Raw genomic sequence first — 25,723 nt, 5'->3', positions numbered from 1 at the left:
GGACTATACACTCGAAGTATATATCGAGTGTATAGACGCGTCGATCCCGTTGAATTCGCTGGTCAGTCGGCGTGTTGCGGCTGCACGGTGTAGCGGGGGTCGCGGGCCGATGCGCGTCCGGCTTCGAAGATCCCGTAGCGGGTGGCCACCGCAGCAGCGTTCAGGCAGAGCCCCGAGGTGATCCGCGCTGCGCGACTCCGGCTGGACAGAACGGCGGCACCCAGTCCGATGCAGGCCAGCGCCCGAGCAGCGCGAAGCACCGCGCCTGCTCTCCCCTGCCGGTAGACCTCGCCAACCATTCCCGCGCTGCGGTGCATCCGACGAAACGACACCAACTCCAGCGCTGCGCCCGCGGCTGCCATCCGCCGCGCTGGCGCGGACTCCTCCGGCGCGGCGAGCATGCCGACCGCTCCGGCGCTGGACACCGCGCTTCCAGCGAAGACGAAGGGCAGCTCTCGGTACGCCTCGTGCCAGCCCGGCACCGCCGTGTCGGCCAGCAGCACCGCGGTGTAGGTGGTCATCGCGGGCGCGATCACCGCGGCAGCAGTGCTCGCGGTGCGTCCGGACCGGGGCAGCAGGCCGGTCAGCTCGCTGACCGCGCCCGCGCCGGACAACGCTGAGAACGGAGCCAGGATCCAGGAACCAACGCTCAGCGGCGAGGTCGGCTTGAACACCCGGAGCATGTTCAGGAACCGCGTCGGCCGACCCAGGTCGTGGACCAGCGCGCCCACGCTGGCTGTCGCTCCCACCGCTGCGGTCAGTCGGCCGGCGCGGGCGAGGTTGCGGCGACCGGTGATATCGGCCAGCAGCGCCATGGTCGACGACGCCCCGGCCACGCCGCCGAGATAGAGGTAGAGCGGCACGTCCGGGACCTTCCACACCGGCGGTTTGAGCACCGGGCGGCCGTAATAGGACTCGAACTCCCCAGCGGAGGTCACCGCTTCCTCCCCGCGAAGCATCCGGCGATCATCGCCGCTGCGGTCAGCGCCGCGCCGGCCGCGTGCCGCCACATCGACGGCAGGTCCCGCGTGGTCACCACCGGGTCGGGCGGCAGCCCGTAGACCTCCGGCTCGTCCAGCAGCAGGAAGAAGGCCCCGGTTCCACCCACTCCATCGGCGGGGTCCTGCCCGTAGAGCCGGGCGCTGGTGACCCCCTGCTCGTGCAGCTCGGAAACACGGCGCTCGGCACGTTCGCGCAGTTCGTCGAGCGGGCCGTACTGGATCGACTCCGTCGGGCACGCCGTCGCGCAAGCCGGCATCAGCCCAGCGCCCAACCGGTCCTGACACATCGTGCACTTGGCCGCGCCGCCGGTGTCCGGCCGAACGTCGATCACGCCGTACGGGCAAGCCGGCACGCAGTACCCGCACCCGTTGCACACGTCGTCCTGGACCAGCACTGTGCCGTACTCGGTGCGAATCAGCGCCCCGGTCGGGCAGACGTCGAGGCACGCGGCGTGGGTGCAGTGCTTGCAGACGTCCGAGGACATCAACCAGCGCACCTGGTCGCCGCCCATGCCCGGCATCCCCAGGTCCACAGTGGACGTCTGCTCCACGAAGGCCACGTGCCGCCAGGTCGTGGCGCCCAGCGCGCCGGTGTTGTCGTAGGACATCCCGGTGAAGTCGAGACCGTCCTCGGGCAGCAGGTTCCACTCCTTGCAGGCGACCTCGCACGCCTTGCAACCGATGCACACGCTGGTGTCGGTGAAGAACCCGACGCGCTCGGGGTGATCGACCGGGTATCCGGCCTCCCCCGCCGGGTCTGCGAGCGGTCCGCTCAACCGGTTCCGATCCACGCGGCTCACTCCCCTCCTAGTCTCGGGTCGTCGGCGTGCTCCACGCCGGTGTGCTCGGTGATCCCCGCTCGCCTGCGGTAGTCCTCGACGTAGCGGACCAGCGCCGGACCCCTTGGTCGTCGCCCCGGCCGGACGTCGCAGGCGCCCGCCTTGGTCTCCATGATGTGCACGTTGGGGTCCAGCGCCACGTTGATCAGCTCGTTCGCGGCATCGCCCGCAGTCAACCCGTTCGGGCCCCAGTGCCACGGGATGCCGACCTGGTGCACGGTGCGTTCGCCGAGCTGCAACGGCCGCATCCGGGCGGTGACCAGCACCCGGCCCTCGATGGCGTTGCGCGCGGTGACGACGGTGGCCCAGTCCCCGTGCTGCAGGCCGCGTTCGGCGGCCAGCTCCGGCGAGACCTCCAGGAACATCGCCGGGGCGAGCTCGGACAAGTGCGTCAGCCACCGGCTCATGCCACCCGCGGTGTGGTGTTCGGTGAGCCGGAACGTGGTGAACACGTACGGGAAAACGTCGCTGCCCGGCTCGTCCCCGCTGGGCTGGTAGCGGTTCTCCGGCCGGGAGAACACCTGACGCGCGGGGTTGCGCTGCTGTTCGGGGTGGATGCGGTTGGTGACCGGCGATTCCTGCGGTTCGTAGTGGGCGGGCAGCGGGCCGTCGACCAGCCCGGCCGGGACGTAGAGCCAGCCACGGCCGTCGGTCTGCATGATGAACGGATCGGTGCCCGCGATGCCCTCCGGTCCGGTGGCGTCCGGTGCGGGCACGAAGTCCGGGCGCTTGGTCCGGTCGAAGTCGGGGATGTCGTGCCCGGTCCACTCCCCGTTCTGCGCGTCCCACCAGACGTAGGCCTTGCGGTCGCTCCACGGTCGGCCGTCCGGGTCCGCCGACGCGCGGTTGTAGAGGATCCGCCGGTTCGCCGGCCAGGCCCAGCCCCACTCCGGGGCGACCCACGACTGCTCCGCTCCTGGTCGACGGCGAGCGGTCTGGTTGACACCGTCGGCGAAGATCCCGCAGTAGATCCAGCAGCCGCAGCGGGTGGACCCGTCCGCGCGCAGCTGGGTGTAGGACGACAGCGGTGCTCCGTCGGCACCGAAGCCGTTGATCTCCTGCAGCACTGCCGCCGCGCTGGGCTCGTCGATCTCGCCCTCTGTCGGATAGTCCCAGGTCAGCTCCAGCAGCGGGCGGTTGCGCTCGTCGTCCTGCGCCTTCTGCTTCAGCCGTCGCCCCAGGTGGTAGAAGAACCACAGGTCGCTGCGCTGGTCGCCGGTCGGTTCGACGGCCTTGTGGTGCCACTGCACCAGCCGCTGGGTGTTGGTGAAGGTGCCGTCCTTCTCGGTGTGCGCGGCGGCGGGCAGGAAGAAGACCTCGGTGCCGATGTCCTCAGTGCGCAGCTCACCGGTCTCGATCTCCGGGCCGTCCTTCCAGAAGGTGGCCGTCTCGATCATGTTGAGGTCGCGCACCACCAGCCAGTCCAAGTTGGCCAGACCGAGCCGCTGCTGTCGGGCGTTGGCGGTGCCCACGGCCGGGTTCTCCCCGACCACGAAGTAGCCCCGGCACCGGCCCTCGATCTGGTCGATCACGGTCTGGAAGGTGCCGTGGTCACCGGTCAGCCTCGGCAGGCGGTCGAAGCAGTAGTCGTTGTCGGCCGTGGCGTGCTCGCCCCACCACGCCTTGAGCAGGCTGACCAGGTAGGCGCGCATGTTCGCCCAGTAGCCGCAAGCCCTTTCGTCGGCCTCGACGAAGGAATCGACATCGAAGTCGGTGTGCGCGTGCGGCATCGGGATGTAGCCGGGCAGCAGGTTGAACAGGGTCGGGATGTCGGTGGAGCCCTGGATGCTGGTGTGGCCGCGCAGCGCCAGGATTCCCCCGCCGGGGCGACCGATGTTGCCCAGCAGCAGCTGCAGGATCGACGCGGCGCGGATGTACTGCACGCCGACGGTGTGGTGCGTCCAGCCGACCGAGTAGGCCACCGCCGTGGTGCGGTCCCGGCCGGAGTTGGCCACCAGCTGCTCGGCGACCCACTGGAAGTCCGCGCGCGGGACGCCGCAGACCTCTTCCACCAGTTCTGGCGTGTAGCGGGCGTAATGCCGCTTGAGCAGCTGGAACACGCAGCGCGGGTGTTGCAGCGTCGGATCGGTTTCTGCTCGGCCGTGGTACACGGGCCCGCCGGAACCGGTGCGTTCGGGGCGGCTGGTTTCCCGCTCCCGACCGTGCGCTGTCGTCGGGACCTCCGGGCCGTGGCTGCCGACCGACGGCACCGCGGCAGTGCCCTCGTACTGCCAGGTGGTCGTGTCGTAGCTGCCGACGTCGGCGTCGAACCCGGAGAAGACACCATCCAGATCCTCGGTGTCGCGGAAGTCCTCGCCGACGATCATCGCCGCATTGGTGTAGGCGACGACGTAGTCGTGGAAGTACGCGTCGTTGGTCAGCACGTGGTTGATCAGCGCGCCGAGGAACACGATGTCGCTGCCCGCGCGCAACGGGACGTGCCGGTGCGCCAACGCCGAGGTCCGGGTGAACCGCGGGTCGACGTGGATGATCGTGGCGCCGCGCCGCTTGGCCTCCACCACCCACTGGAAACCGACCGGGTGTGCCTCGGCCATGTTGGACCCCTGGATGAGGATGCAGTCGGCGTTGACGAGGTCCTGCTGGAAGGTGGTGGCGCCACCGCGCCCGAAGGAGGTGCCCAGACCGGGCACCGTGGAGGAGTGTCAAATGCGCGCCTGGTTCTCCACCTGGATCGCGCCGAGGGCGGTGTAGAGCTTCTTCATGAGGTAGTTCTCCTCGTTGTCGAGGGTCGCTCCTCCGAGGCTCGCGATGCCCATCGTGCGGCGCAGCGGACGCCCGTCGGCGTCGGCGTCCTGCCAGGTGGCGGCCCGGGTGGCCAGCACCCGGTCGGCGATCATGTCCAGCGCGGTGTCCAGGTCGAGGTCTTCCCACTCGGTGCCGTGCGGACGTCGGTAGCGGATCTTGGTCTGCCGCAGCGGTGAGGCCACCAGTTCCCGGCTGGCCGAGCCCTTCGGGCACAACCGGCCGCGGCTGATCGGCGAATCGGGGTCACCCTCGATCTGGGTGACCGCACCGTCCTGGACGAAGACCCGCTGCCCGCACCCGACCGCGCAGTACGGACACACCGAGCGGACCACCGCGTCGGCGTCCTCGGTGCGCGCCCGCCGGGCGTCGGTGCACCTCGAGCGGGCCGCCGGGCCCCTGCCCAGCGGATCCGCACCGGTCAGCTGCCGGAGCACCGGCCAGCCGAGCCACTCGGCCATCGGACCCCTCCCTGCACGCGTGGTACCAGGAGAAACCCGATGGCCATCAGCTGCAAGCTCAGCCGCCACCCGCGCCGCCACGCGAGCTGAGTTCGAACGTCAGTAGAGGTGGTCGGCGTACTGGGCGCCGTAGTAGCGCTCCAGTTCGGCGAGGGAGTCGTTCGGCCGTTCCAGGAGCTTGGCGATCTGCGGTCGGGTGGGAGCAGCATCCGGCTGCCAGGTCTCGGGCTTCCACAGCCCGGAACGCAGGAAGGCCTTGGCGCAGTGGTGGAAGATCTCCTCGATCTCCACCACCAGCGCCAGCACCGGGCGGTGGCCCTTGACCACCATGTCGTCGAAGAACGGCGCGTCGCGCACTAGCCGGGCACGGCCGTTGATGCGCAGGGTGTCACCGCGTCCGGGGATGAAGTAGACGAGCGCGACGTGCGGGTTCGTCAGGATGTTGCGGAAGCCGTCGGCGCGCCGGTTACCCGGGCGTTCCGGGATCGCGATCGTGGTGTCGTCCAACACCACTGTGAACCCGGCAGGGTCACCTTTGGGCGAGACGTCGCAGGACCCTTCCGCATCGGAAGTCGCGATCAGGCAGAACGGTGAAGCGGCCAGCCACTGCCGGTCGACCTCGTGCAGCGCGGGCCGCGCCTTGTCCCGCACCCTCTGCAGCGGTTCGCCGATGGCGTCCCGCAGCTCCGCCTCCGAGGTGATCTCCACAAGTCCGGCGAGTTCCATCCATCCTCCCGAGATCGACACCACGCGCGACTCTACGCCGGTCGCGGCACGGTCCCGAGTTGTTTTTCGCCACTGTCCGGATCAGAGGTCCAGCACCATGTGTTCGGGGGCTCTGGACACGCAGATCGCCATGTGGTCGTCGGCGGGGCGTCCCCGGTGTTCCACCGCTCCGTCCAGCACGCGGACGTGGCAGGTGCCGCAGAAGCCCCGGCCGCACGAGAACGAAACCTGGGGCAGGACCTCGCTAATCGCCGCCAGCGCCGAGCGGTCCGCTGGGACCTGCACCGTGCGTCCGGTGCGGGCGAGTTCGACGGTGAACGGCTTGCCTGTCGACGATCGGCGGCGCCGAGAAGCGTTCCCAGTGCAGCGAATCCGCCGCGCTGCCAGTCATGTCCATCCGCACCCCGGTGATCATCGGGATCGGTCCGCAGCAGTACACCGCGGCATCGGTCGGGGCGTGCTCGAGCAGTTCCGCGCCGGAGGCCGGAATGCCGAACTCGGTGTCCGGCCGGATCCACACCCGATCCTGGTCCAGCTCGGCCAGGAACGGCAACGACTCCCGCGACCGTCCGGTGTAGACGAACCGCCAGTGCGCACCGCGCGCCGCCGCCGTGCGCACCATCGGCAGGACCGGCGTGATGCCGATGCCGCCAGCGATGAACAGGTATTTCTCCGCAGTGACGAACGGGAAGGCGTTGCGGGGTCCACGGGCGATGATCCGGCTGCCCGGCCTCAGTTCGTCGTGGACCTCGCGGGATCCGCCCTGCCCGTCGGCGATCCGCCGCACCGCGATCCGGTAGTACCGCCGGTCGCCCGGATCGCCGCACAACGAGTACTGGCGCTTGCGCCCCGACGGCAGCACGACGTCGAGGTGCGCGCCAGGCTGCCAGGCCGGGAGCAGCCCCTCCCTCGGAGGCCGCAGGCTGACCACGTCATCGGCTTCGACCCGGACCTCGGAGACCTTTAGCGGGATGTCGCGGACCGCGGCCTCGACCGGCTTGCGGCGGCTGTTGCGCTGCAGCCACTCCATGCTGGTGGCGAGCTTGTCCAGCGCCCACAGGAACCGGTCCGGGCCAGGACCGTTGAGCGTCGGCGGAATCGCGCGAGCTCCGGCCATCAGTGCTCCGCCGCCTGCGCAGCCGGGGACTTGGCCAGGTAGACGATCGGGGGTCCGCACCAGACTCGTCGAGTGCCTTCGCGTCGAGCACCCACTGGCCGAGGAACGCCGTGTAGTGCTCGATGGCCGCGATCATCGCCAACCGCTGCATCAGCCAGGCGTGCAGGGCGACGCGGTCCGGCTCACCCGGATCGATGTGAGACATGGTCCGACCTCCTTCAACGCGGTGTCAGCTCGGCCCTGGCCACTGCTCGCAGCAACCCCGGGGAAAGGCGGGAGAGCACCAGACCGGCCTTGGCCTCGGCGGTGACGGATGCGATCGCGGCGTTGCGGCGGGTGGCGCGCAGGATCTCGGCCGCCGCGCGCTGCGGGGTGAAGTTCCGCCGCTGGTAGAGCTGCTTGGCGGCCTGCCTGCGGTTCGCCTGCTCGGCGTCGTCGACGCCGACGAAGCGGGTGCTTGTCGTGATACCGGTGTTGACCAGCCCTGGGCACACCGCGGTGACCCCGATGCCTTCGCCGGCCAGCTCGGCGCGCAAGGACTGGCTCAGGGCCAGCACCGCGGCCTTCGTGGTGCCGTAGGCAGGGAGCACCTTGGACGGCAGGTAGGCAGCGGCCGAGGCGATGTTGACGGTCCGGCCGCCTTCACACCTCGCTCGATCAGCGTCCGCGCCGCAGACCGCGCGACTCGGCACCGCCATCGACGTGCTCGACGAGTTCCACCGCGCAACGAGCGACGAGCTCCGGGCGGCTGCGCGGCAGCCAGTGCCCGCCCGGGACCCGGCGCACGCGGAGGTTGGACACCCACGGTGCGATCTCGGTCTGCATCGGGGTGGAGACGAACGGATCACCGGTGGGCGCGAGCACCTGGACCGGGATGTCGGTGCGCCGCTCCCCCGGGCAGCCCAGCCGCTTGCGCATGTTCGCCCGGTACAGCCCCAGCCCACGCACACCATCGGACACCGCAGGCTTCGTCGGGTTCTCGGACGTGTGCGGGTCCAGGCGCTCGACTGTGCCGATCAACCGTCGCATCGCGCCGGTCCGCCAGGCCAGCTCCGGCAGCACCGGGAGCTGGAAGAAGCCGATGTAGCCGGAGAAGATCAGCTGGTTGACCAGTTTGCGCAGCTCACACGGCGTCGGATGCCGCAACTTCGAGCGCATCCACTGGCCCGCGTGGTCCAGGCAAGGTCCGGAGATCGAGGTGAACGAGGCGAACCGGTGGGCCAGCCGCGGCTCGGTCGCCGCGTGCCACGCCTGGATCGAACCCCAGTCGTGCGCCAGCAGGTGCACCGGCTGGTCCGGGCTGACCAGGTCCACGACCCGACCGAGGTCGTCGGCGAGCTGGTCGAGCAGGTAGGCCTCGCTGCGGCGGGGCTTGTCGGACGCCCCGGCACCGCGCACGTCGTAGGTGACCACCCGGAAGCGCCCGGCGAGCGCCTCGGCCACGCCTTCCCAGATCGACTGGTCATCGGGATAACCGTGCACCGCCAGCACGGTCGGTGCTGCCGGATCGCCGCGCTCGCGCACGGCCAACCGCAGTCCATCGCTGGTGTCGAGCCATCTGCTGGAGTCCGCTTCCCGGGTGCGAGCCATGCTCCGCAGCGTACCGACATTGTCAATATTCATTGTTACAGTTGTCGTTGTTGAATAGCTCGGCCCTGACCGCGAGTTCGGATGCGGGCTCTTATAGTTCGGCACATGGCTGATCCGCGGCAGCACGTACCCGGCACCGACCGGGTGCTGGCCCACCCGGAGGTGGCCGCCGCAGCGGAGCGCCTCGGCCACCGGCTGGTCAAGCAGGCAGTGCACACCGCGCAGCAGCGAGCCCGTGCTGGTGAGATCGCAGCGTCGGATGTCGTCGCGGAAACCCTTGTCGTGCTTCCTGATTCGGCGTCGAGCAGCCGTCCGGTGCTCAACGCGACCGGTGTTCTGCTGCACACCAACCTGGGCCGGGCTCCGCTGTCGCGAGCGGCCATCGACGCGCTTGAGCGAGCTGCCGGAACCACCGACGTCGAACTCGACCTCGACACGGGGCGGCGTGGACCGCGTGGTGCCGCAGCGCTGGCCGCGCTGTGTGCTGCCGTGCCCCTCGCGGAGGCTGCCCATGTGGTCAACAACGGTGCTGCCGCGCTGTCGCTGGCCGCGACAGCGCTGGCGCAGGGGCGCGAAATCGTGCTGGCGCGCGGGGAAATGGTCGAGATCGGTGACGGGTTCCGGATCCCCGAGCTGCTCACCGCGACGGGCGCGCGGCTGCGCGAGGTCGGCACCACCAACCGGGCCCGGCTCGACGACTACCGGTCGGCCGTGGGGCCGGACACCGGGTTCGTCCTCAAGGTCCACCCGTCCAACTTCGTGATCGCCGGCTTCACCTCGGCCGTTCCGGTCGCCGCGCTGCGCGATCTCGGCGTGCCGGTGGTGGTCGACATCGGCTCCGGTCTGCTGCACCCGCACCCGGTGCTGCCCCAGGAGCCCGACGCCACCACCACCCTGGCCGACGGCGCTGACCTGGTCCTGGCCAGCGGAGACAAGCTCCTCGGAGGGCCGCAGGCCGGGCTGCTGCTGGGCCGGGCGGAGATCGTGCAGCAGTTGCGGCGCCACCCGCTCGCGCGGGCGATGCGCGTCGACAAGCTCACCCTCGCCGCGCTGGAGGCAACACTGCTCGGTCCCCGCACACCGACCGAGCAGGCTCTGCGGTGTGGCCAGCCGAGCTTGTTGCGCCGAGCCGAGCGGTTGGCCGCCGGGTTCAGCGCGGCGGGGATCCCTGCTTCCGTCCAAGGCAGCGAAGCGACGGTGGGTGGTGGTGGCGCACCTGGTGTCACGCTGCCCAGTGCGGCGGTCGTGCTGCCTGAACGCTTCGCGGAGCTGTTGCGGCGCGGAAATCCACCGGTACTTGCCTGCATCGCACGCGACCAGTGCCTGCTCGATCTCGCCGCGGTCCCACCCGAACACGACGACGAGTTGCGCCGTGCGGTGCTGGCCGCGGCCTGACTTCTGCGCGGACGCGTTGCGGGGAGGCTCCTGGCGTGGCGTATTGGTCGTGCAAGTCGCAGCAGCCGAGAGTTCGGAGACATGCGATGCACGTCATCGCTACCGCCGGGCACGTCGATCACGGCAAGTCCACGCTCGTCCGCGGGCTCACCGGTATGGAACCGGACCGGTGGGCGGAGGAACGCCGCCGCGGGTTGACCATCGACCTGGGTTTCGCCTGGACCCGGCTCGCCGACGGCTGCACCGCCGCGTTCGTCGACGTTCCCGGGCACGAGCGCTTCGTGCCGAACATGCTGGCCGGGATCGGGCCGGTGCCCGCAGTCCTGTTCGTCGTCGCAGCCGACGAGGGCTGGATGCCGCAGTCCGACGAGCACCTGGACGCGCTCGATGCGCTTGGGGTGCGGCACGGCGTGCTCGCGGTGACCCGCTGCGACCTGACCGATCCGCAGGCGGCAACTGAGCTGGCCGCAGAGCGGCTGTCCGAAACCGCGCTCGCTGGTATCCCTTCGGTACAGGTCAGCAGCGTGACCGGGGCTGGGCTCGACGACCTGCGGTGCGAGCTCGACGCGCTGATCCATCGGATGCCCGCTGCGGACCAGGACGCCGACGTGCGGTTGTGGATCGACCGGGTGTTCACCGTTCGCGGTGCAGGCACGGTGGTGACCGGGACGCTCACCGCAGGCACGCTCCGCGTCGGCGACCACCTCCTCTTGCACCCCGCCGGTGTCACCTGCACTGTTCGCGGGCTTCACTCCCTCGGCTCCCCCGAACCGCAGGTCAGCGCCGTGTCCCGGGTTGCAGTGAACCTCCGGGGAGTCGACTGCGGGCAAGTTCGGCGCGGCGACGCACTGCTCGCACCTGACCACTGGCTGACCACCGAAGTCTTCGACGTCCGCGTCCACCCGGCACCGACGGCTTGGCCCGCGGAGCTGATGCTGCACATCGGTGCAGCGGCCGTGCCGGTGCGGGTTCGACCGCTCGGCCCCGAACATGCGCGGCTCACCACGCGCGTCCCACTACCGCTGCGCATCGGCGACCGTGCTCTGCTGCGCGATCCCGGCAGCCACCACATCCACGGCGGACTGGACGTACTCGACGTGCGGCCGCCGCAGCTGACCAGGCGCGGAGCAGCCCGAGCGCGTGCTGTCGAACTGGCTGCCATGGAAGCAATTCCCGATGGTCGCGCCGAATTGCGTCGGCGCCGCGTGATCAAAGCGGACGAGCTGCGCGCGATGGGCGCGACACCGCCGGCCGCTGGTCCGTGGCTGATCTCCGAGTCCCACCGCATCGAACTCGCAGCCCGGCTGACTGACGTGCTCACCCAGCAGAGCGAGGACGACCCGCTGGCCGACGGAATGCCTGTGGAAGCTGCTCGTCATGCCCTGGACCTGCCCGATCCCGGATTGGTGGCGGAGGTCGCCGAAGCCGCTGGGATCACGCTGAACGCTGGCCGGCTGCACCTCGGACGACCCCGGTTGCCCGACCGCGTCCGTCGCGCGGTGGCGGCCGTTCGCGGTGCGCTGATCGACCACCCGTTCCACGCACCGACCGCTGACGAGCTCGCCGCTTTGGGGCTCAGCGACCGGGAATTGGCGGCGGCTGCGCGCTTCGGCGAGCTTCTGCGAGTGGCTCCCGGCCTGGTGCTACTGCCCGACGCCGAGCAGACCGCTCTGGAACGGCTCGCCGCACTGCCCTCGCCGTTCACGCTCAGCCAGGCAAGACAAGCCCTAGACACTTCTCGGCGCGTTGCGGTTCCTTTGCTTGAGCGGCTCGCCCGCCGGGGTCGGACGCGGCGGCTTCCCGACGGCACGCACCGCGTTGTTTCCCGGTGACCGGCCCGGGAACACCGAGGGCAGCCCAGGGCGAGTTCTGCGATCTTGCCAGCGCCACCGCATCGTGGACGGCGGGGCGCCGGGCGATGGGAGGCTGCCATGCCGCGCAAGATCTGGACCGGGTCGATCAACTTCGGCCTGGTGACCATCCCGGTCGGTCTCTACGCCGCGACCGAGGACCACACCGTGCAGTTCCACCAGTACGAACGCGGCACCACCGACCGCATCCGCTACAAGCGCGTCAACGAGCGCACCGGTGAGGAAGTCGGCTACAACGACATCGTCAAGGGACGCGATTACGACGGCGGGGTCATCACCGTCGAGCAGTCCGAGCTGGACGAGATCGCTCCCGGCCGCTCACGCACCATCGACATCACCACGTTCGTCGACCTCACCGAGATCGATCCAGTGCACTTCCAGAAGACCTACTGGCTGGCCCCCAACAGCAAGGAGCACTTCCGCCCGTACAACCTGCTGCGGCGGGCCATGCAGGACACCGGGCAGGCGGGCATCGCGACGTTCGTGCTGCGCGGCAAGCAGTACCTGACCGCGGTGCGCGCCGACACCGACGTGCTGGCGCTGAACACGCTGTACTTCGCCGACGAGATCCGCGACCCCGCCGACCTCGTCGGCGACCAGCCCGAGCAGGCCGGCCCGTCGGCGAAGGAACTGCAGATGGCTTCCACCATCATCGAGTCGATGAGCGGTTCGTGGGAGCCCGAGGAGTACGAGGACACCTACACGTCGAAGGTCGAGGAGCTGCTCGCGGAGAAGGCCCACGGTGGAGAAGTGGCAGCTGCCGAGGCCCCACCGCAGCCGACCGACGTCATCGACCTCACCGAAGCACTGCGCCGCAGCGTCGACGAAGCCCGCAAGGGCCGCAAACCCCGCCGCGCGGAAGACCTCTCCGAGCTGACCAAGGCCGAACTCGAAGACCGTGCGAAGGACCTGGGCATCAAGGGCCGGTCCAAGATGAAGCGCGCCGAACTGGAACAAGCCGTCGCCGAAGCCTCCACCGAAAAACCCACCGCAGGCCGCCGCACTCGAAAAGCGTCCTGACCGAGCGACCGCCCAACGCAGCAATCCCCACTGAAATCAGACGCACGAGTCCAACGGAGCACCTTCATCCTGTCCGGTCCATGACCTCGCAGCACAGCCAGCGCCGTCCGGTGAGAGGTCGCATGCGCCGCAGGCGCATAACCCACCTACGGCACTGGCACCGCAGCAGGTTCTCAGCGTTCGCCTGGCGAGGACAGCCCTGACGCCATGTATTGGTCATACATGAATCAGGGCACCTGCGACCAGGCGGACGCTGAGGTTCCGATACCCGCACCGCCACGCAAAATGAGGATGGAAAGCTCATTGGTACTTCAGGCGTCGAAGTCGACCGTCACTTCGTCGGTTGTTGGGAGCGACTGGCAGGTGAGGACGAAGCCCTGGTCCACTTCGGACTCTTCCAGGGCGAAGTTGCGGCGCATGCGGACCTCGCCGCAGGTCACCTTCGCTCGGCAGGTTCCGCAGACTCCGCCCTTGCAGGCGAATGGCAGGTCGGGGCGGACTCGCTGGGCGGCGTCCAGGACCGGGACGTCGCGAGGCAGGGCCATCGAGGTCGAGCGGCCGTCGAGGACCACGGTGACGTCGCTGGTGGGACCCTCGATGGTCGGTTCCTCGTGGTGCACCGGTTCTGGCGGCACGTCCTCGACGTAGAACAGCTCCTGGTGGATCCGCTCGGTGACCACTCCGCTGTCGCGCAGCACGCCCTGGGCGTCGGTGACCATGCCGAACGGCCCGCACAGCCACCACTGATCCACCGCATCGGCATCGAGCACTGTGGACAGCAGGGCGCGGATCTTGGCCTCGTCCAACCGGCCGGTGAACAGCTCGGACTCGCGCGGCTCCCGGGAGAGCACGTGGACCAGTTCCAGTCGGGTCGGATAGCGGTCTTTCAGGTCGGCCAGCTCGTCGGAGAACATGACGGTGTCGCTGCGGCGGTTGCCGTACAGCAGGGTGACCGTCGCATTGGTTTCGCGCAGCACCGTGGCCACGATGGACAGCACCGGGGTGATCCCCGATCCGGCGGCGATGCACACGTGCCGTTCGTGCGCGGTCAGGTCCGGTGTGAAGCTACCGGTGGGCGGCAGCACCTCGACCTCGTCGCCGGGCTGGACCTCACGAACCAGCCAGGTCGAGAACAGCCCGCCGGAGACATGGCGGACCCCGATCCGCAGCTCGGCGCCGCGTGGCGCGCAGATCGAGTAGGACCGGCGTTCCTCCCGGCCGTCGACGCTGCGCCGCAACGTCAAGGACTGCCCGGGACGGAAGGCGAACTCCTCGGTGAGCTCCGGCGGGACCTCGAAGCTCACCGCGACCGCGTCGTCGCACAGCCTTTCCACCCGGCTTACGCGCAGCAGGTGGAACGCGGTGCGACGGCGGCCCGCGGACGGAGCGGGGGCGTCGACGGGGGCTGGAGTGACCACGTCAGATCTCCTTGATGTGCTCGAAAGGCTCGTGGCACGCGCGGCACCGGCGCAACGCTTTGCACGCGGTCGAGCTGAACTGCGAAACCTGCTCAGTGTCCGACGAACCGCACTGCGGGCAGCGGACCTGCGAACGCGGCGGGGTCAGCATCAACGGCACCGGACCGGCGGGGCGGCTCGGAGCGACGCCGGGCGGGGCGATGCCGTAGTCGGCTAGCTTGCGCCGGCCGGCCTCGCTGATCCAGTCCGTGGTCCACGGTGGATCCAGCACCGTCCGCACCTCGACCTCGGGGAATCCGGCTTCGCGCAGACGACTGCTCAGGTCGCTGCGCATCTCGCGCATCGCCGGGCATCCCGAGTAGGTCGGGGTGATGGACACGATCACCGCGCCCTCGTCGGTCATCTGGACTTCGCGCAGGACACCGAGATCGGCCAGCGTCAGCACCGGCAGCTCCGGGTCAGTGACCGACTCGGCGACTGCCCGGGCATGCTGGAGGTCCGGCTGCGTGCTGGTCACCACGTCGCCTCCGGATGTGCTCGGGCCAAGCTCTGCATCTCCGCCAGCAGGTAGCCCAGGTGCTCGGTGTGGATGCCGTCGCGGCCGACGCGCCCACCCACTCCGGCCAGCGCTTGACCGTCGGGGCGCTGCAACGTCGCCGCTGCGCAGACCTGGTCGATCACGTCGTCGAACTCGGCGCGCACGTCCGCGGGGTCAACGCCGACTCCGGCTTCTGCCATCCGCAGCTCGGTCTCGTGCGGGACGAACAGTTCTCCGACCAGCGGCCACACGTCGTCGAGGCCCTGCTGCATCCGGTCGCGCGACACCTCGGTGCCGTCACCGAGGCGCACCGTCCACTGCGCCGCGTACTCGCGGTGGTAGGCCAGCTCCTTGAGCCCCTTGGCCGCGATCGCCGCCAGCACCGGGTCGCGGGACTCCGCGACCCTGCTGAACAGCGCCAGCCGCCAGGTCGAGAACACCAGCAGCCGCGCGATGCTCTGGGCGAAATCACCGTTCGGCGGCTCGACCAGCCGCACGTTGCGGAACTCCCGCTCGTCGCGGAAGTACGCCAGCTCGTCCTCACCGCGCCCGGTGCCGTCGGCCTGGCCAGCGCGGGCCAGCAACAACCGGGCTTGCCCGAGCAGGTCCAGCGCGATGTTGGCCAGCGCCAGCTCGTCCTCCAGCTCCGGAGCGCGGGTGACCCACTCGGTCAGCCGGTGCGCGGCGATCAAGGCGTCGTCGCCGAGCATCAGCAGGTAGCGGCTGAACGCGGCGCCGTCGACGTCGGCGGGCAGCGCAGTGTCCACACCGGACAGCGGATCGTCGAATCCGGTGCCGAATGCCCAGCGGGACTCGCCGTCCGGTTCGGCGGCGGTCAGCGCCTCGTAGGCGTTGTCGAACGACATTGAGCCGACCTCACATGTGCGGAACGTTGTCGGGGATCCGGTAGAAGGTGGGGTGCCGGTACACCTTGTCGCCGCTGGGCGCGAAGAACGGGTCCTTCTCGTCCGGGCTGGACGCGGTGATCGCGTCCGCCCGCACCACCCAGATGCTCACGCCCTCGTTGCGGCGGGTGTACAGGTTCCGCGCGTTGTGCAGCGCCATCTGCTCGTCCGCGGCGTGCAGCGAACCCACGTGCACGTGGTTGAGCCCCCGCTTGCCCCGGACGAAGACCTCGAACAGCGGCCACGAAGGACGCGGTGCGCCCACCTCGGCGTCCGAACTCATCGCGCGACCTCCTCGCGTGCGGCTTGTTTGGCGGCGTGAGCGGCTGCCGCTTCGCGCACCCACTGCCCTTCCTCGTGCGCGGCGCGGCGCCGAGCCACCCGCTGCTCGCTGCACACCCCACCACCGCTGATGACGCGCTTGAGCTCCGACCAGTCGGGCTCACCGAAGTCGTAGTGCTGACGCTCGGCGTTCCAGCGCAGCTCTGGGTCCGGCAGCGTGACTCCGAGCGCTTCAGCCTGCGGGACGGTCATGTCGACGAACTTCTGCCGGAGCTCGTCGTTGGTGTGCCGCTTGATCCGCCACGCCATGGACTGCTGGGTGTTGGGCGAATCCACATCGGGCGGGCCGAACATCATCAGCGATGGCCACCACCACCGGTCGGTGGCGTCCTGCACCATCTGCTGCTGCTCGGCGGTGCCGCGCATCATCGTCATCAGCAGCTCGTAGCCCTGCCGCTGGTGGAACGACTCCTCCTTGCAGATGCGCACCATCGCCCGCGCGTACGGGCCGAACGAGCTGCGGCACAGCGGCACCTGGTTGCAAATCGCCGCGCCGTCGACCAGCCAGCCGATCACGCCGATGTCGGCAAAGGTCAGCGTCGGGTAGTTGAAGATCGACGAGTACTTCTGCCGCCGGTCGATGAGCTTCTCGGTCAGCTCCGAGCGGTCGACGCCCAGTGTCTCGGCTGCGGAGTACAGGTAGAGCCCGTGCCCGGCCTCGTCCTGCACCTTGGCCAGCAGGATCGCCTTGCGCCGCAGGCTCGGCGCCCTGGTCAGCCAGTTGCCCTCCGGCTGCATGCCGATGATCTCGGAGTGCGCGTGCTGCGCGATCTGGCGCACCAGGGTCTTGCGGTAGCCCTCCGGCATCCAGTCCCGCGGCTCGATGCGCTGGTCGTGGGAGATCCGCTCGTCGAAGTGCCGCTGCAGCTCGTCGTCGTCGAGCTGGTCGGCTCGCACCGTGGTCGTCATGGTCACCCCTGCGTCTCCGGCCGCTTGGCGACCAGGGTCAGCACGTCGTACTTGGCCACCGAATCGCGGTCCTGGTTGGTCACGTCCACGTCCCAGCGGACCTCGCCGTGCGCGGCCCCGATCCGCGGCGTGATCCGCTTGGCGGTCATGGTCACGGTGATCTCGTCGCCGGGGTAGGTGGGCGTGAGGAACCGGAGGTTCTCCAGCCCGTAGTTGGCCAGCACCGGGCCCGGATCCGGGTCCACAAACATGCCGGCGGCGAAGGAGACCACCAGGTAGCCGTGCGCGACCCGGCCGTCGAAGAACGGGTTGGCGCTGGCCGCTTCCTCGTCGGTGTGGGCGTAGAACGTGTCGCCGGTGAACTCGGCGAAGTGCTCCACGTCCTCCAACGTCACCCGGCGCGGACCGGCGACCACCGTGTCGCCGACGCGCAGGTCCTCCAGGTGCTTGCGGAACGGGTGCACGTCGGTGGTGTTCCGCGGGCTGCCAGTCACCCACTGGCCGGTGATCGCGGTCAGCGTCGCCGGATCGGCCTGCACCGCAGTGCGCTGCATGTGGTGCAGGACGCCGCGAATGCCGCCCATCTCCTCACCGCCACCGGCCCGTCCCGGTCCACCGTGGACCAGCGCCGGCAGCGGCGAACCGTGCCCGGTGTTCTCCTTGGCGTTGTCGCTGTTGAGCACCACCATCCGACCGTGTCGGGAAGCCGCGCCCAGCACCACTTCTCGGGCGAAGTCCGGATCAGCGGTCACCACGGATCCGACCAAGCTGCCCTTGCCCCGCCGCGCGAGGTCGACCGCCTGCGCGGCGCTCTCGTAAGGCATCAGCGTGCTGACCGGACCGAACGCCTCAACCTCGTGCGGTTGGGGCTGGTCCGGGTCGTCGCAGCGGACCAGCATCGGCGAGAGGAACGCGCCGCGCTCTGCGTCCGCGTCGACGACCTCGACGTGCTCGGGGTCGCCGTGCACGAGAGTTCCGGCTTCCAACAACGCCTTCAGCGACCGCCGGACCTCCTCGCGTTGCTCGAGGCTGGCCAGCGCACCCATTCGCACTCCCGACGAGGACGGGTTGCCGACGACGACCTTCTCCAGTCGGGCCTTGGCCGCGGCCACCACGTCGTCCATGCGTCCGGCGGGCACCAGGGCGCGGCGGATCGCGGTGCACTTCTGCCCCGCCTTGACCGTCATCTCGGTGACCAGCTGCTTGACGAACAGGTCGAACTCGGCGCTGCCGGGCTCTGCGTCCGGCCCCAGGATCGAGCAGTTCAGCGAGTCCGCCTCGACGTTGAAGCGAACCGAGTTCGCCGCCACCACCGGATGCGCGCGCAACCGCTGACCGGTCGCCGCCGATCCGGTGAACGAGACCAGGTCCTGGTCGGTGAGGTGCTCGAACAGGTCGCCCACGCTGCCGCAGATCAGCTGCAGCGACCCCTCCGGCAGCAGCCCGGAACCGATCATCAGCTCCACCAGCCGGTGGGTGAGGTAAGCGGTCTGGCTGGCCGGCTTGATCAGGCTGGGCACGCCCGCCAGGAACGCTGGGGCGAACTTCTCCAGCGGGCCCCACACCGGGAAGTTGAAGGCGTTGATCTGCACCGCGACACCGCGCAGCGGGGTGCAGATGTGCTGGCCGAGGAACGTGCCGCCCTTGCCCAGCGGCTCCACCGCACCGTCGACGTAGACGGTGTCGTTCGGCATCTCCCGCCGGCCCTTGCTGGAGTAACCGAACAGCACCCCGATGCCGCCGTCGATGTCGAACTTCGAGTCGCCGAGCGTCGCACCGGTGCGCGCCGACAGCGCGTACAGCTCCTCCCGGTGCTCCAACAGGTAGGAGGCCAGGCTCTTCAGCAGCGCGGCCCGCTGGTGGAAGGTCAGCTCGGCCAGCGCTGGGCCGCCGCGAGCGCGGCCATGCGCCAGCGCCGCGGCCATGTCGACCCCGGCCGAGGAGACCCGCGCGACCTCTTCGCCGGTGACCGCGTCGTGCAACGGCACGCCGTCCTCCACCGGCGCGTACCAGTCACCGTTGACGTAGCTCCGCAGGGCAGCCATGCACCCCGACCTCCTCAAGCCTCGAACTCCGCTGGATCGGATTTCTTTACTGACCGTTCATTCGAAAAAGTAGCACGGGTGTTCATCCCGCGACAGCACCCGAAGCGGGTGAATCCACCTTGACCGAGCCAGGAAGACCACTTCGGTCGAATGCTCTTGACAGCTCCCCGAGTACCGGGATTAATTACTGACTGTTCGTTCGGTTTCGAGGCGGTGCACAGTGCAGGAACCCAGCGCGACGGAGCGCAATCCGGCCCAGGTGATGTTCGACGACGACCGCGCCTCCCAGGCGCTGGGCATCGAACTGGTCGACGTCGGCAGCGGCACCGCCCGCGCCCGGATGACGATCACCGAGACGATGGTCAACGGGCACGGGATCGCCCACGGCGGCTACCTCTTCCTGCTGGCCGACACGACCTTCGCCTGCGCCTGCAACAGCCACGGACCGACGACCGTCGCGGCCCGCGCGGACGTCACCTTCATCCGCCCGGCACGGCTCGGCGACGAGCTCGTGGCCCGTGCGGTGGAGCGCACCCAGTTCGGGCGCAGCGGGATCTACGACGTCTCCGTGCACCGCGGCGAGGAGCTGATCGCCGAGTTCCGCGGGCACAGCCGAACGATCGGCGCAGCGCCGACCAGCCAGTCCGAGGGAGCCACGCGATGACCGCCACCACCGAAGCGCACTCCGCACCGCGCAGGATCGGCACCGCACCGGCCCCGGCCGACCTCGACCCCGCGGAGCGGTACACGGCCGACGAGTTGGCCGCGGTGCAGCTTGAGCGACTGCAGTGGACGCTGCGGCACGCCTACGAGAACGTGCCGCTGTACCGGGAGAAGTTCGACCGCGCCGGGGTGCGGCCGGAGGACTGCCGCAGCCTGGCCGACCTGGCGAAGTTCCCGCACACCACGAAGCAGGACCTGCGGGACAACTACCCGTACGGCATGTTCGCGGTCCCGCTTGACCAGGTCCGCCGGTTGCACGCCTCCAGCGGCACCACCGGCAAGCCGACCGTGGTCGGCTACACCGATGGCGACCTGAACAACTGGGCGAACATGGTCGCGCGTTCGATCCGCGCGGCCGGCGGTCGGCCCGGCCACCGGGTGCACGTCGCTTACGGCTACGGGCTGTTCACCGGTGGTCTCGGAGCGCACTACGGCGCCGAGCGCCTGGGCTGCACCGTCATCCCCGCCTCCGGCGGCATGACCGCCCGGCAGGTGCAGATCATCCAGGACTTCCAGCCCGAGATCATCATGGTCACGCCGTCCTACCTGCTCAGCCTGATCGACGAGTTCGAGCGGCGGGGCATCGATCCGCGCAGCACGTCGCTGCGGGTCGCGATCCTCGGCGCCGAACCGTGGACCGAGCAGATGCGCCAGGAGATCGAGGAGCGGCTGGACCTCAACGCGGTCGACATCTACGGGCTGTCCGAGGTGATGGGCCCCGGGGTGGCCAACGAGTGCGTGGAGACCAAGGACGGTCCGCACATCTGGGAGGACCACTTCTACCCCGAGGTGATCGACCCGTTCACCGAGGAGGCGCTGCCCGATGGCAGCGAGGGCGAGTTGGTGTTCACCTCGCTGACCAAGGAGGCGATGCCGATCATCCGCTACCGCACCCGCGACCTGACTCGCCTGCTGCCGGGCACCGCGCGGCCGATGCGGCGGATGGCCAAGATCACCGGGCGCAGCGACGACATGATCATCCTGCGCGGGGTCAACGTCTACCCCACCCAGATCGAGGAACTGGTGCTGCGCACCGACGGGCTCTCCCCGCACTTCCAGCTGATGCTGACCAGGGAGGGACGGATGGACCGGATGACGGTGCGGGTGGAGGCCCGGACCGACTGTCCCGGGCAGCAGCGGGAGGCAGCCAGCGCTGAGCTGGCGCGCGCGATCAAGGATGGCGTCGGCATCAGCACCGAGGTCACCGTGGTGGATCCGGACACTCTGGAACGCTCGGTGGGCAAGCTGCGTCGGATCGTCGACCGCCGCGAATCCTGACCGAACGTCCGGTCGACGCGACTGGGATACTCGAGGCCATGGCTGACAACGCTGGGCGGACGAACCGTCGAGGTCGACCTGGTTACGACCTCGGCAGGCTGCTGGACGTCTCCGTGCGCGTGTTCAACGAGCGCGGCTACGAGGGCACCAGCATGGAGGTCCTCGCGCAGCGGCTGGGCATCACCAAGTCGGCGATCTACTACCACGTCTCCGGCAAGGACGAGCTGCTTCGGCTGAGCGTCGACCGGGCACTGGACGCGCTGTTCGCGGTCACCGAGGAGGAAGCCTCCACGACCGGCCGGGCCATAGACCGGCTCGAGCACGTCGTGCGCCGCAGCATCGAGGTGCTGGTGGCCGAGCTGCCGTTCGTCACGCTGCTGCTGCGGGTGCGCGGCAACACCCGGGTCGAGCGGCAGGCGCTGGCCCGCCGCCGCGAGTTCGACCTGGTGGTCAGCGATCTGGTCAAGCAGGCCGAGGCCGAGGGCAGCATCCGCCCGGACGTCGACCCGGCGCTGACCACCAAGCTCCTGTTCGGCATGGTCAACTCGATCATCGAGTGGTACAAGCCGACCCGTGGAATGCGCGCTGAGCAGATCGCGGACGCGGTCACCAAGATCGCCTTCGACGGCCTCCGCACTGAGCCGCCAAAACCCGCATAAGGAGTGGTTTCAGCCGGTTTGCGCGGTGGGTTCTTCGTCTTTGAAGCGGCGCAGCCGCTTAGTCCGCCCTTGCAGCCCGCGCCGCCGCGGGTTCTCAGCGTTCGTCCTGGTCAGGACGGCCCAACCGCCGTGTATCGGCATGCATAAGATCAGGCGGGCGCTGAGGTTCCCCCACCCGCACCGATGAGCGAATCAACCGCCGAAGACGGATTCAAAAATTTTCGCGAACTCACGTCACACCCGAAGGCCTAGCTGGTCTCGATCATGCGGGCGTTCTGGAGCGCCCGCGTGCGCGCGGGACGCAGAGGGGATTCCGCGCGCAAAGGCCGCCGGTCGCGGCAAGGGTGGATGTGAGTTGCGACCGGCGGCCCCCGCGCGTCTCACGCGGGTAACTGCCCCACCGCTGGGGAGCAATGTGGATATCCCGGCGAATCACCGGAAATCAGCTTGTGAGTGACAAAAGACCCCTGCGATCTAGCCGTCGGGCCGCTTAGGCTTCCTGCGTCGTGGCCGTTCGGGGCCCGGCGGTCGCCGAGGTGGATCGCTGAACTGGGGACAGCGAAAGCACTTCTGGGACGACGTGGTGCACGCCGACCGCTGGTTCGACAGCCCCGCGGCCCGCCCTCCCTCTCGCCCAGGCGGACGTGGACGCACTTGGAGGCGATTTTGTCACGGCTTGAGTCGATCGCTCGCGCCTTCCTCCGGTACCTCTACGAGGACCACCGGTTCCGGCCGGATGTCGCGGACTTCTTCGGCAGCCCCGCGGCCGAGGCCGCCGCGGTGCAGCCGTCGTGGACCGAGCTCGCGGCCGTGCTGGAGGCGCTGCGCGAGCGCGAGCTGATCGCCACCAGCGGCGTTGGGCAGTTGGGCACCCCGACGAGGGCCGGGCTCACCGGTTCCGGCCTCATCTGCGCTGGTCGACACGGTGGCGACATCACGTCCTGGGCCAGGTCGCAGTCGTTGGCGGTGCTCGACGATCCGCCCGAGTCCGTCGTACCGCAGGCCCGGTCGGCGCTGGAGGACACGCCGCGTCGCATCGACTACTCCGGGTTGACCCGGGTCGCCAAGGTGGTCCTGCTGGCCTTGCCGACGGTGCACGCGCGCTACGGCGACACCGTCGAGATCGAGTTGACCGCTCAGCGGCTGTGCGAGGCCACCAAGCAGGAGCAGCCGGACGCGGGGCGGGTCACACTGCTGGCGCAGCGGTTGCGCACCGACCTGGCGACCGGCTCGGTCGCGAACACCCTTGGAGTGGTGCTGCTCGACGGCTTGGACGAAGCCCTGGCCGAAAGCGGGCTCGGCTAGCGGGGTTTCAAACGCGGACGGGGCGGGTATCGCTGTCCCTCAGCGCAAACGACTGTCCTAATCGGACATTCCATAGTGACGGGGTTCACCGCGAGCGGCACCGTGAGCACGTCGGCGCACTCCGTGTGCTGTGATTTCCGGTATGGACACGGGTATCAGGTCGTCGGCGGCGGCACGCCGCGAGCTCGACGTCGCCCGCATCCAGCCGCACCTGCGCCCCGCCTACCAGCGGTGCCGGACGCTCAACGCCCAGCACGGCCGCACCTACTTCCTCGCCACGCGCCTGCTGCCGGCAGCGCAGCGACCGTCCGTGCACGCGCTGTACGGCTTCGCGCGGTGGGTGGACGACATCGTCGACGAAACCGGGCCGCAGACGGTGCACGAGCGCCAGGAGGCGGTCGACGAGCTGGACGGTGAGCTGCGCGCCGGACTGCGCACCGGGTCCAGCGAGCACCCGATCCTCGCCGCGCTCATCGACACCACGTCGCGGCACGAGATCGATCCGGCTCTGTTCACCGATTTCATGGCCTCGATGCGGATGGATCTGACCGTCCGCGACTACCCCACCCGCGCCGCACTGGACGCCTACGTGCACGGTTCGGCTGCCGTGATCGGCCTCCAGCTGCTCCCCGTGTTCGGCACGGTGTCCCCCACCGCGGACGCCGCTCCTTACGCCGCTGCGCTCGGCGAGGCCTTCCAGCTGACGAACTTCCTGCGCGATGTCGCCGAGGACCTCGACCGCGGTCGGGTCTACCTGCCGTTGGACGAGCTGGCCGCGTTCGGCGTGGACCGCGAGCGACTGGCGTGGTGCCACCGCACCGGTCGCCCCGACCGGCGGGTGCGCCAGGCCTTCGCCGACCAGGTGGCGCGCACTCGCGCGCTGTACCGGGGCGCGGAGCCCGGCATCGCGCTGCTCACGCCTCGCTCGCGACCCTGCGTGCGCACCGCGTTCACGCTCTACGGCGAGATCCTCGACTGCATCGTGGAGTCCGGCTACGACGTGTTCCGCCGCCGGGTGGCGGTGTCCGGGCCGCGACGGTTCGGCGTGGCAGCGGCGGCGGTGAGCGCGGTGGCCGCAGTTAGCCTCCGCACGCGCCTGTGAAGCATGTCGATCGGGTCACTCGGGTAATCCGAATGGCATGAGGCCTTCTCCGGTTCGGGGGCACCCGTGCGGAGCTATCGGATGCTGTGGGGAGCGACCAGATGAGCAGCGGTACTCCGCGCTGGCGGAACGTCGACACGACCGCCGAGTTGATCGAGCAGGCCGGTCGCCGGTTGGATCACAGCGCCCGAGACCTCGTCAGGTCGCCGGAGGCGATCGCCGAGGCGCGGGAGGCGTTGCTCGTCATCACCGCGACCAGTGCGCGGCTCGCCCGGCAGCTGGACGGTCTGGCCTCCACGTTCAAGCAACCCAACACTGCTGAGCCTTCGGCCGTGCACGTCGCGCTCGACCAAGCGGCCGCGGCGGCCGAGGACCTCGGCAACAGCACCAAGGTCGCCGCGCAGGCCATTTACGACGGAGAATGACCTGCGCGCCGACGTTGCGGAGGGCGCCTCCGGGTGATTCGGCTCGCCCGGAGGCGTCCTCACGTGCTCACGGTGCTTGAATCAGTCCGGCACCTACGTCGGTGGCGGCCAGCGGCATGCGGCGAGCCGTCTGCGACAGCCGCGCCCACAGGCCCCACGCCCGCTCCGCGTACTGCTGGGCGTACAGCGCGGCCACGCCGGAGACGTGCGGGGTGGCCATGCTGGTTCCGCTGAGCTTGCGGTAGCGTTCCGCGCCCGGCCAGCTGGAGTAGACGTCGACACCGGGACCCACCAGGTCCACCTGCCCGATCTCGTCGACCGTGCCGGAGGAGAAGTCGGCGATCTGCAGCTGCGAATCGATCGCGCCGATGGCCATGATCGACGGGCAGTTCGCCGGGTGTCCGACCGGTGCGATCGTGCCCGCCGAACGATCGCTCTCGTTGCCCGCGGCGGCGATGATCAGCGTGCCGCGCTCCATCGCCCGCTGCGCGACCTTCTCGAACGCATCGGAGTAGGGCGTGCCAGCCTGCGCGGGCGCACCCAGCGACATCGACACCACCGCGCAGCCGTTGGAGATGGCCCACTGGATCCCGGACAGGATGCCGCCGTCACTGCCCGAACCGTCGTCGCCGAGGACCTTGCCCGCGTAGATGCTGGCTTCCGAAGCGATGCCGTAGCCCGGCCCTTCCGAGGAGGCCCGCGGTCCGCAGGAGGTTCCAGTCACGTGCGTGCCATGTCCGTGCCCGTCCTGGACGTCCTGGCCCTCGACGAAGGAACCGGTGACGATGTCCCGGTCGGCGAAGTCGGGGTGCTTGAGGTCCAGGCCGGTGTCGAGCACCGCGACCCGGACGTCCTTGCCGGTGGGCTGGGTGCGATCCGCACGCACCGACTGCAGCCCCCAGGTGAACTCGCCGTCCTCGGCGGAGGTCGACGGGTCGCCGATCGCGAACACGCGGCGTTCGGCCTCGATTCCCGCGATCGGCCCGCGATCGCCCGCCGCCCGCTGCAGCGACGTGAACTGGTCGTCGTCGGCGCCGATCAGCGCGACGCCCAGGTCGTGCAGCACGATCCCGCCCGCGCTGCGGAACAGCTCACCGGGCGCCGCGCCAGCGGCATCGGCGGTGTTGGCGCAGCGGATGCCGGTCAGCCGGGACAGCTCCCGGGTTCCGATGATGGTCGCGTTGTCTTCCAGTAGCACCAGATAGCGTCCGGTGGTGTTCCCCTCGGTGGTCATGGTTGCTCACCTCAGATGTGGTCGGTGGCTCGCCACAGCGTTCCCAGATTTCGCCAC

Annotated in this window: 22 protein-coding genes and 2 pseudogenes; 9 read left to right on the top strand and 15 right to left on the bottom strand. The window is 69.6% G+C overall.

The features are described 5' to 3' along the window. Window positions 1-62 precede the first annotated feature (62 nt). From nrfD to ACWCO2_RS00625, 8 genes and pseudogenes are all read right to left on the bottom strand, one after another. Window positions 63-959, bottom strand: coding sequence for an NrfD/PsrC family molybdoenzyme membrane anchor subunit (gene nrfD / locus ACWCO2_RS00660; protein WP_450125563.1), 897 nt, complete (start codon window positions 957-959; stop codon window positions 63-65). Beyond that, window positions 935-1,792, bottom strand: a complete 858-nt coding sequence (locus ACWCO2_RS00655) for a 4Fe-4S dicluster domain-containing protein (RefSeq protein ID WP_450125776.1) — start codon at window positions 1,790-1,792, stop codon at window positions 935-937. Before ACWCO2_RS00655 ends, nrfD begins: the two co-directional genes overlap by 25 nt. Window positions 1,793-1,797: 5 nt before the next feature. Then, the gene (fdh, locus tag ACWCO2_RS00650) at window positions 1,798-5,064 is read right to left on the bottom strand and encodes a formate dehydrogenase (protein ID WP_450125562.1); all 3,267 of its coding nucleotides are present in this window, start codon (window positions 5,062-5,064) and stop codon (window positions 1,798-1,800) included. Between the two features lie 99 nt (window positions 5,065-5,163). Beyond that, window positions 5,164-5,790, bottom strand: coding sequence for a pyridoxamine 5'-phosphate oxidase family protein (locus ACWCO2_RS00645; RefSeq protein WP_450125775.1), 627 nt, complete (start codon window positions 5,788-5,790; stop codon window positions 5,164-5,166). Between the two features lie 81 nt (window positions 5,791-5,871). Then, window positions 5,872-6,075 carry a 2Fe-2S iron-sulfur cluster-binding protein gene (locus ACWCO2_RS00640; protein WP_450125561.1) on the bottom strand — a complete coding sequence of 68 codons (204 nt, stop codon included), beginning with the start codon at window positions 6,073-6,075 and terminating at the stop codon, window positions 5,872-5,874. Further along, window positions 6,035-6,907: a ferredoxin reductase gene (locus ACWCO2_RS00635; protein ID WP_450125780.1), complete on the bottom strand. Its 873-nt coding sequence runs from the start codon at window positions 6,905-6,907 to the stop codon at window positions 6,035-6,037. The genes ACWCO2_RS00640 and ACWCO2_RS00635 overlap by 41 nt, the downstream gene beginning before the upstream one ends. Before the next feature lie 49 nt (window positions 6,908-6,956). Beyond that, a pseudogene (locus tag ACWCO2_RS00630) lies at window positions 6,957-7,064 on the bottom strand (metal-dependent hydrolase); the annotation flags it as partial. A gap of 61 nt (window positions 7,065-7,125) precedes the next feature. After that, a pseudogene (locus ACWCO2_RS00625) lies at window positions 7,126-8,497 on the bottom strand (alpha/beta fold hydrolase). 105 nt (window positions 8,498-8,602) lie between these two features. Between ACWCO2_RS00625 and selA the strand changes: the two are divergent. The 3 genes from selA (at window position 8,603) to ku (ending at window position 12,783) form a co-directional block, all read left to right on the top strand. Further along, the gene (gene selA, locus ACWCO2_RS00620) at window positions 8,603-9,892 is read left to right on the top strand and encodes an L-seryl-tRNA(Sec) selenium transferase (protein WP_450125560.1); all 1,290 of its coding nucleotides are present in this window, start codon (window positions 8,603-8,605) and stop codon (window positions 9,890-9,892) included. Window positions 9,893-9,978: 86 nt separating this feature from the next. Beyond that, window positions 9,979-11,724, top strand: coding sequence for a selenocysteine-specific translation elongation factor (gene selB, locus ACWCO2_RS00615; RefSeq protein WP_450125559.1), 1,746 nt, complete (start codon window positions 9,979-9,981; stop codon window positions 11,722-11,724). A 99-nt stretch (window positions 11,725-11,823) separates the two neighbouring features. Then, entirely contained in the window at window positions 11,824-12,783 is a 960-nt protein-coding gene (gene ku / locus ACWCO2_RS00610) for a non-homologous end joining protein Ku (RefSeq protein ID WP_450125558.1), read from the top strand. 311 nt (window positions 12,784-13,094) lie between these two features. On the opposite strand, the gene paaE is transcribed toward ku, so the two are convergent. The 6 genes from paaE to paaZ are packed head-to-tail and all read right to left on the bottom strand — an operon-like array spanning window position 13,095 to window position 18,940. Beyond that, complete coding sequence (gene paaE / locus ACWCO2_RS00605; protein ID WP_450125557.1) at window positions 13,095-14,201, bottom strand: 1,2-phenylacetyl-CoA epoxidase subunit PaaE; 1,107 nt, start codon at window positions 14,199-14,201, stop codon at window positions 13,095-13,097. 1 nt (window position 14,202) lies between these two features. Beyond that, complete coding sequence (gene paaD / locus ACWCO2_RS00600; protein ID WP_450125556.1) at window positions 14,203-14,721, bottom strand: 1,2-phenylacetyl-CoA epoxidase subunit PaaD; 519 nt, start codon at window positions 14,719-14,721, stop codon at window positions 14,203-14,205. Beyond that, on the bottom strand, window positions 14,715-15,605 hold the full coding sequence (gene paaC, locus ACWCO2_RS00595; protein ID WP_450125555.1) for a 1,2-phenylacetyl-CoA epoxidase subunit PaaC: 891 nt from the start codon (window positions 15,603-15,605) through the stop codon (window positions 14,715-14,717). Before paaC ends, paaD begins: the two co-directional genes overlap by 7 nt. A 10-nt stretch (window positions 15,606-15,615) precedes the next feature. Further along, window positions 15,616-15,927: a 1,2-phenylacetyl-CoA epoxidase subunit PaaB gene (gene paaB / locus ACWCO2_RS00590; protein ID WP_270953516.1), complete on the bottom strand. Its 312-nt coding sequence runs from the start codon at window positions 15,925-15,927 to the stop codon at window positions 15,616-15,618. Continuing rightward, complete coding sequence (paaA, locus tag ACWCO2_RS00585) at window positions 15,924-16,895, bottom strand: 1,2-phenylacetyl-CoA epoxidase subunit PaaA (RefSeq protein ID WP_450125554.1); 972 nt, start codon at window positions 16,893-16,895, stop codon at window positions 15,924-15,926. The genes paaB and paaA overlap by 4 nt, the downstream gene beginning before the upstream one ends. 2 nt (window positions 16,896-16,897) lie before the next feature. After that, a complete protein-coding gene (gene paaZ, locus ACWCO2_RS00580) occupies window positions 16,898-18,940 on the bottom strand; it encodes a phenylacetic acid degradation bifunctional protein PaaZ (RefSeq protein ID WP_450125553.1) in 2,043 nt (680 codons plus the stop codon). A 262-nt stretch (window positions 18,941-19,202) separates the two neighbouring features. Here paaZ and paaI point away from each other — a divergent pair, with 262 nt between their 5' ends. The 6 genes from paaI to ACWCO2_RS00550 all read left to right on the top strand — a co-directional run bounded on the left by paaI (window position 19,203) and on the right by ACWCO2_RS00550 (window position 24,432). Next, complete coding sequence (paaI, locus tag ACWCO2_RS00575) at window positions 19,203-19,604, top strand: hydroxyphenylacetyl-CoA thioesterase PaaI (RefSeq protein ID WP_450125774.1); 402 nt, start codon at window positions 19,203-19,205, stop codon at window positions 19,602-19,604. Then, the gene (paaK, locus tag ACWCO2_RS00570) at window positions 19,601-20,941 is read left to right on the top strand and encodes a phenylacetate--CoA ligase PaaK (protein ID WP_450125552.1); all 1,341 of its coding nucleotides are present in this window, start codon (window positions 19,601-19,603) and stop codon (window positions 20,939-20,941) included. Before paaI ends, paaK begins: the two co-directional genes overlap by 4 nt. A 38-nt stretch (window positions 20,942-20,979) precedes the next feature. Beyond that, window positions 20,980-21,600 carry a TetR/AcrR family transcriptional regulator gene (locus tag ACWCO2_RS00565; protein WP_450125551.1) on the top strand — a complete coding sequence of 207 codons (621 nt, stop codon included), beginning with the start codon at window positions 20,980-20,982 and terminating at the stop codon, window positions 21,598-21,600. A gap of 666 nt (window positions 21,601-22,266) precedes the next feature. Further along, the gene (locus ACWCO2_RS00560; protein ID WP_450125550.1) at window positions 22,267-22,905 is read left to right on the top strand and encodes a hypothetical protein; all 639 of its coding nucleotides are present in this window, start codon (window positions 22,267-22,269) and stop codon (window positions 22,903-22,905) included. A 142-nt stretch (window positions 22,906-23,047) separates the two neighbouring features. After that, window positions 23,048-24,007 carry a phytoene/squalene synthase family protein gene (locus tag ACWCO2_RS00555; RefSeq protein WP_450125549.1) on the top strand — a complete coding sequence of 320 codons (960 nt, stop codon included), beginning with the start codon at window positions 23,048-23,050 and terminating at the stop codon, window positions 24,005-24,007. Window positions 24,008-24,108: 101 nt separating this feature from the next. Beyond that, a complete protein-coding gene (locus ACWCO2_RS00550) occupies window positions 24,109-24,432 on the top strand; it encodes a hypothetical protein (protein ID WP_450125548.1) in 324 nt (107 codons plus the stop codon). Window positions 24,433-24,499: 67 nt separating this feature from the next. Here ACWCO2_RS00550 and ACWCO2_RS00545 read toward each other — a convergent pair whose 3' ends face one another. Continuing rightward, window positions 24,500-25,666, bottom strand: coding sequence for a S8 family serine peptidase (locus tag ACWCO2_RS00545; RefSeq protein WP_450125547.1), 1,167 nt, complete (start codon window positions 25,664-25,666; stop codon window positions 24,500-24,502). Window positions 25,667-25,723 lie beyond the last annotated feature (57 nt).

The sequence above is a fragment of the Saccharopolyspora sp. NPDC002376 genome (assembly GCF_053593195.1).
Note: the sequence above shows the minus strand (reverse complement) of the source record. Positions and strands in the feature narration are given on the sequence as shown.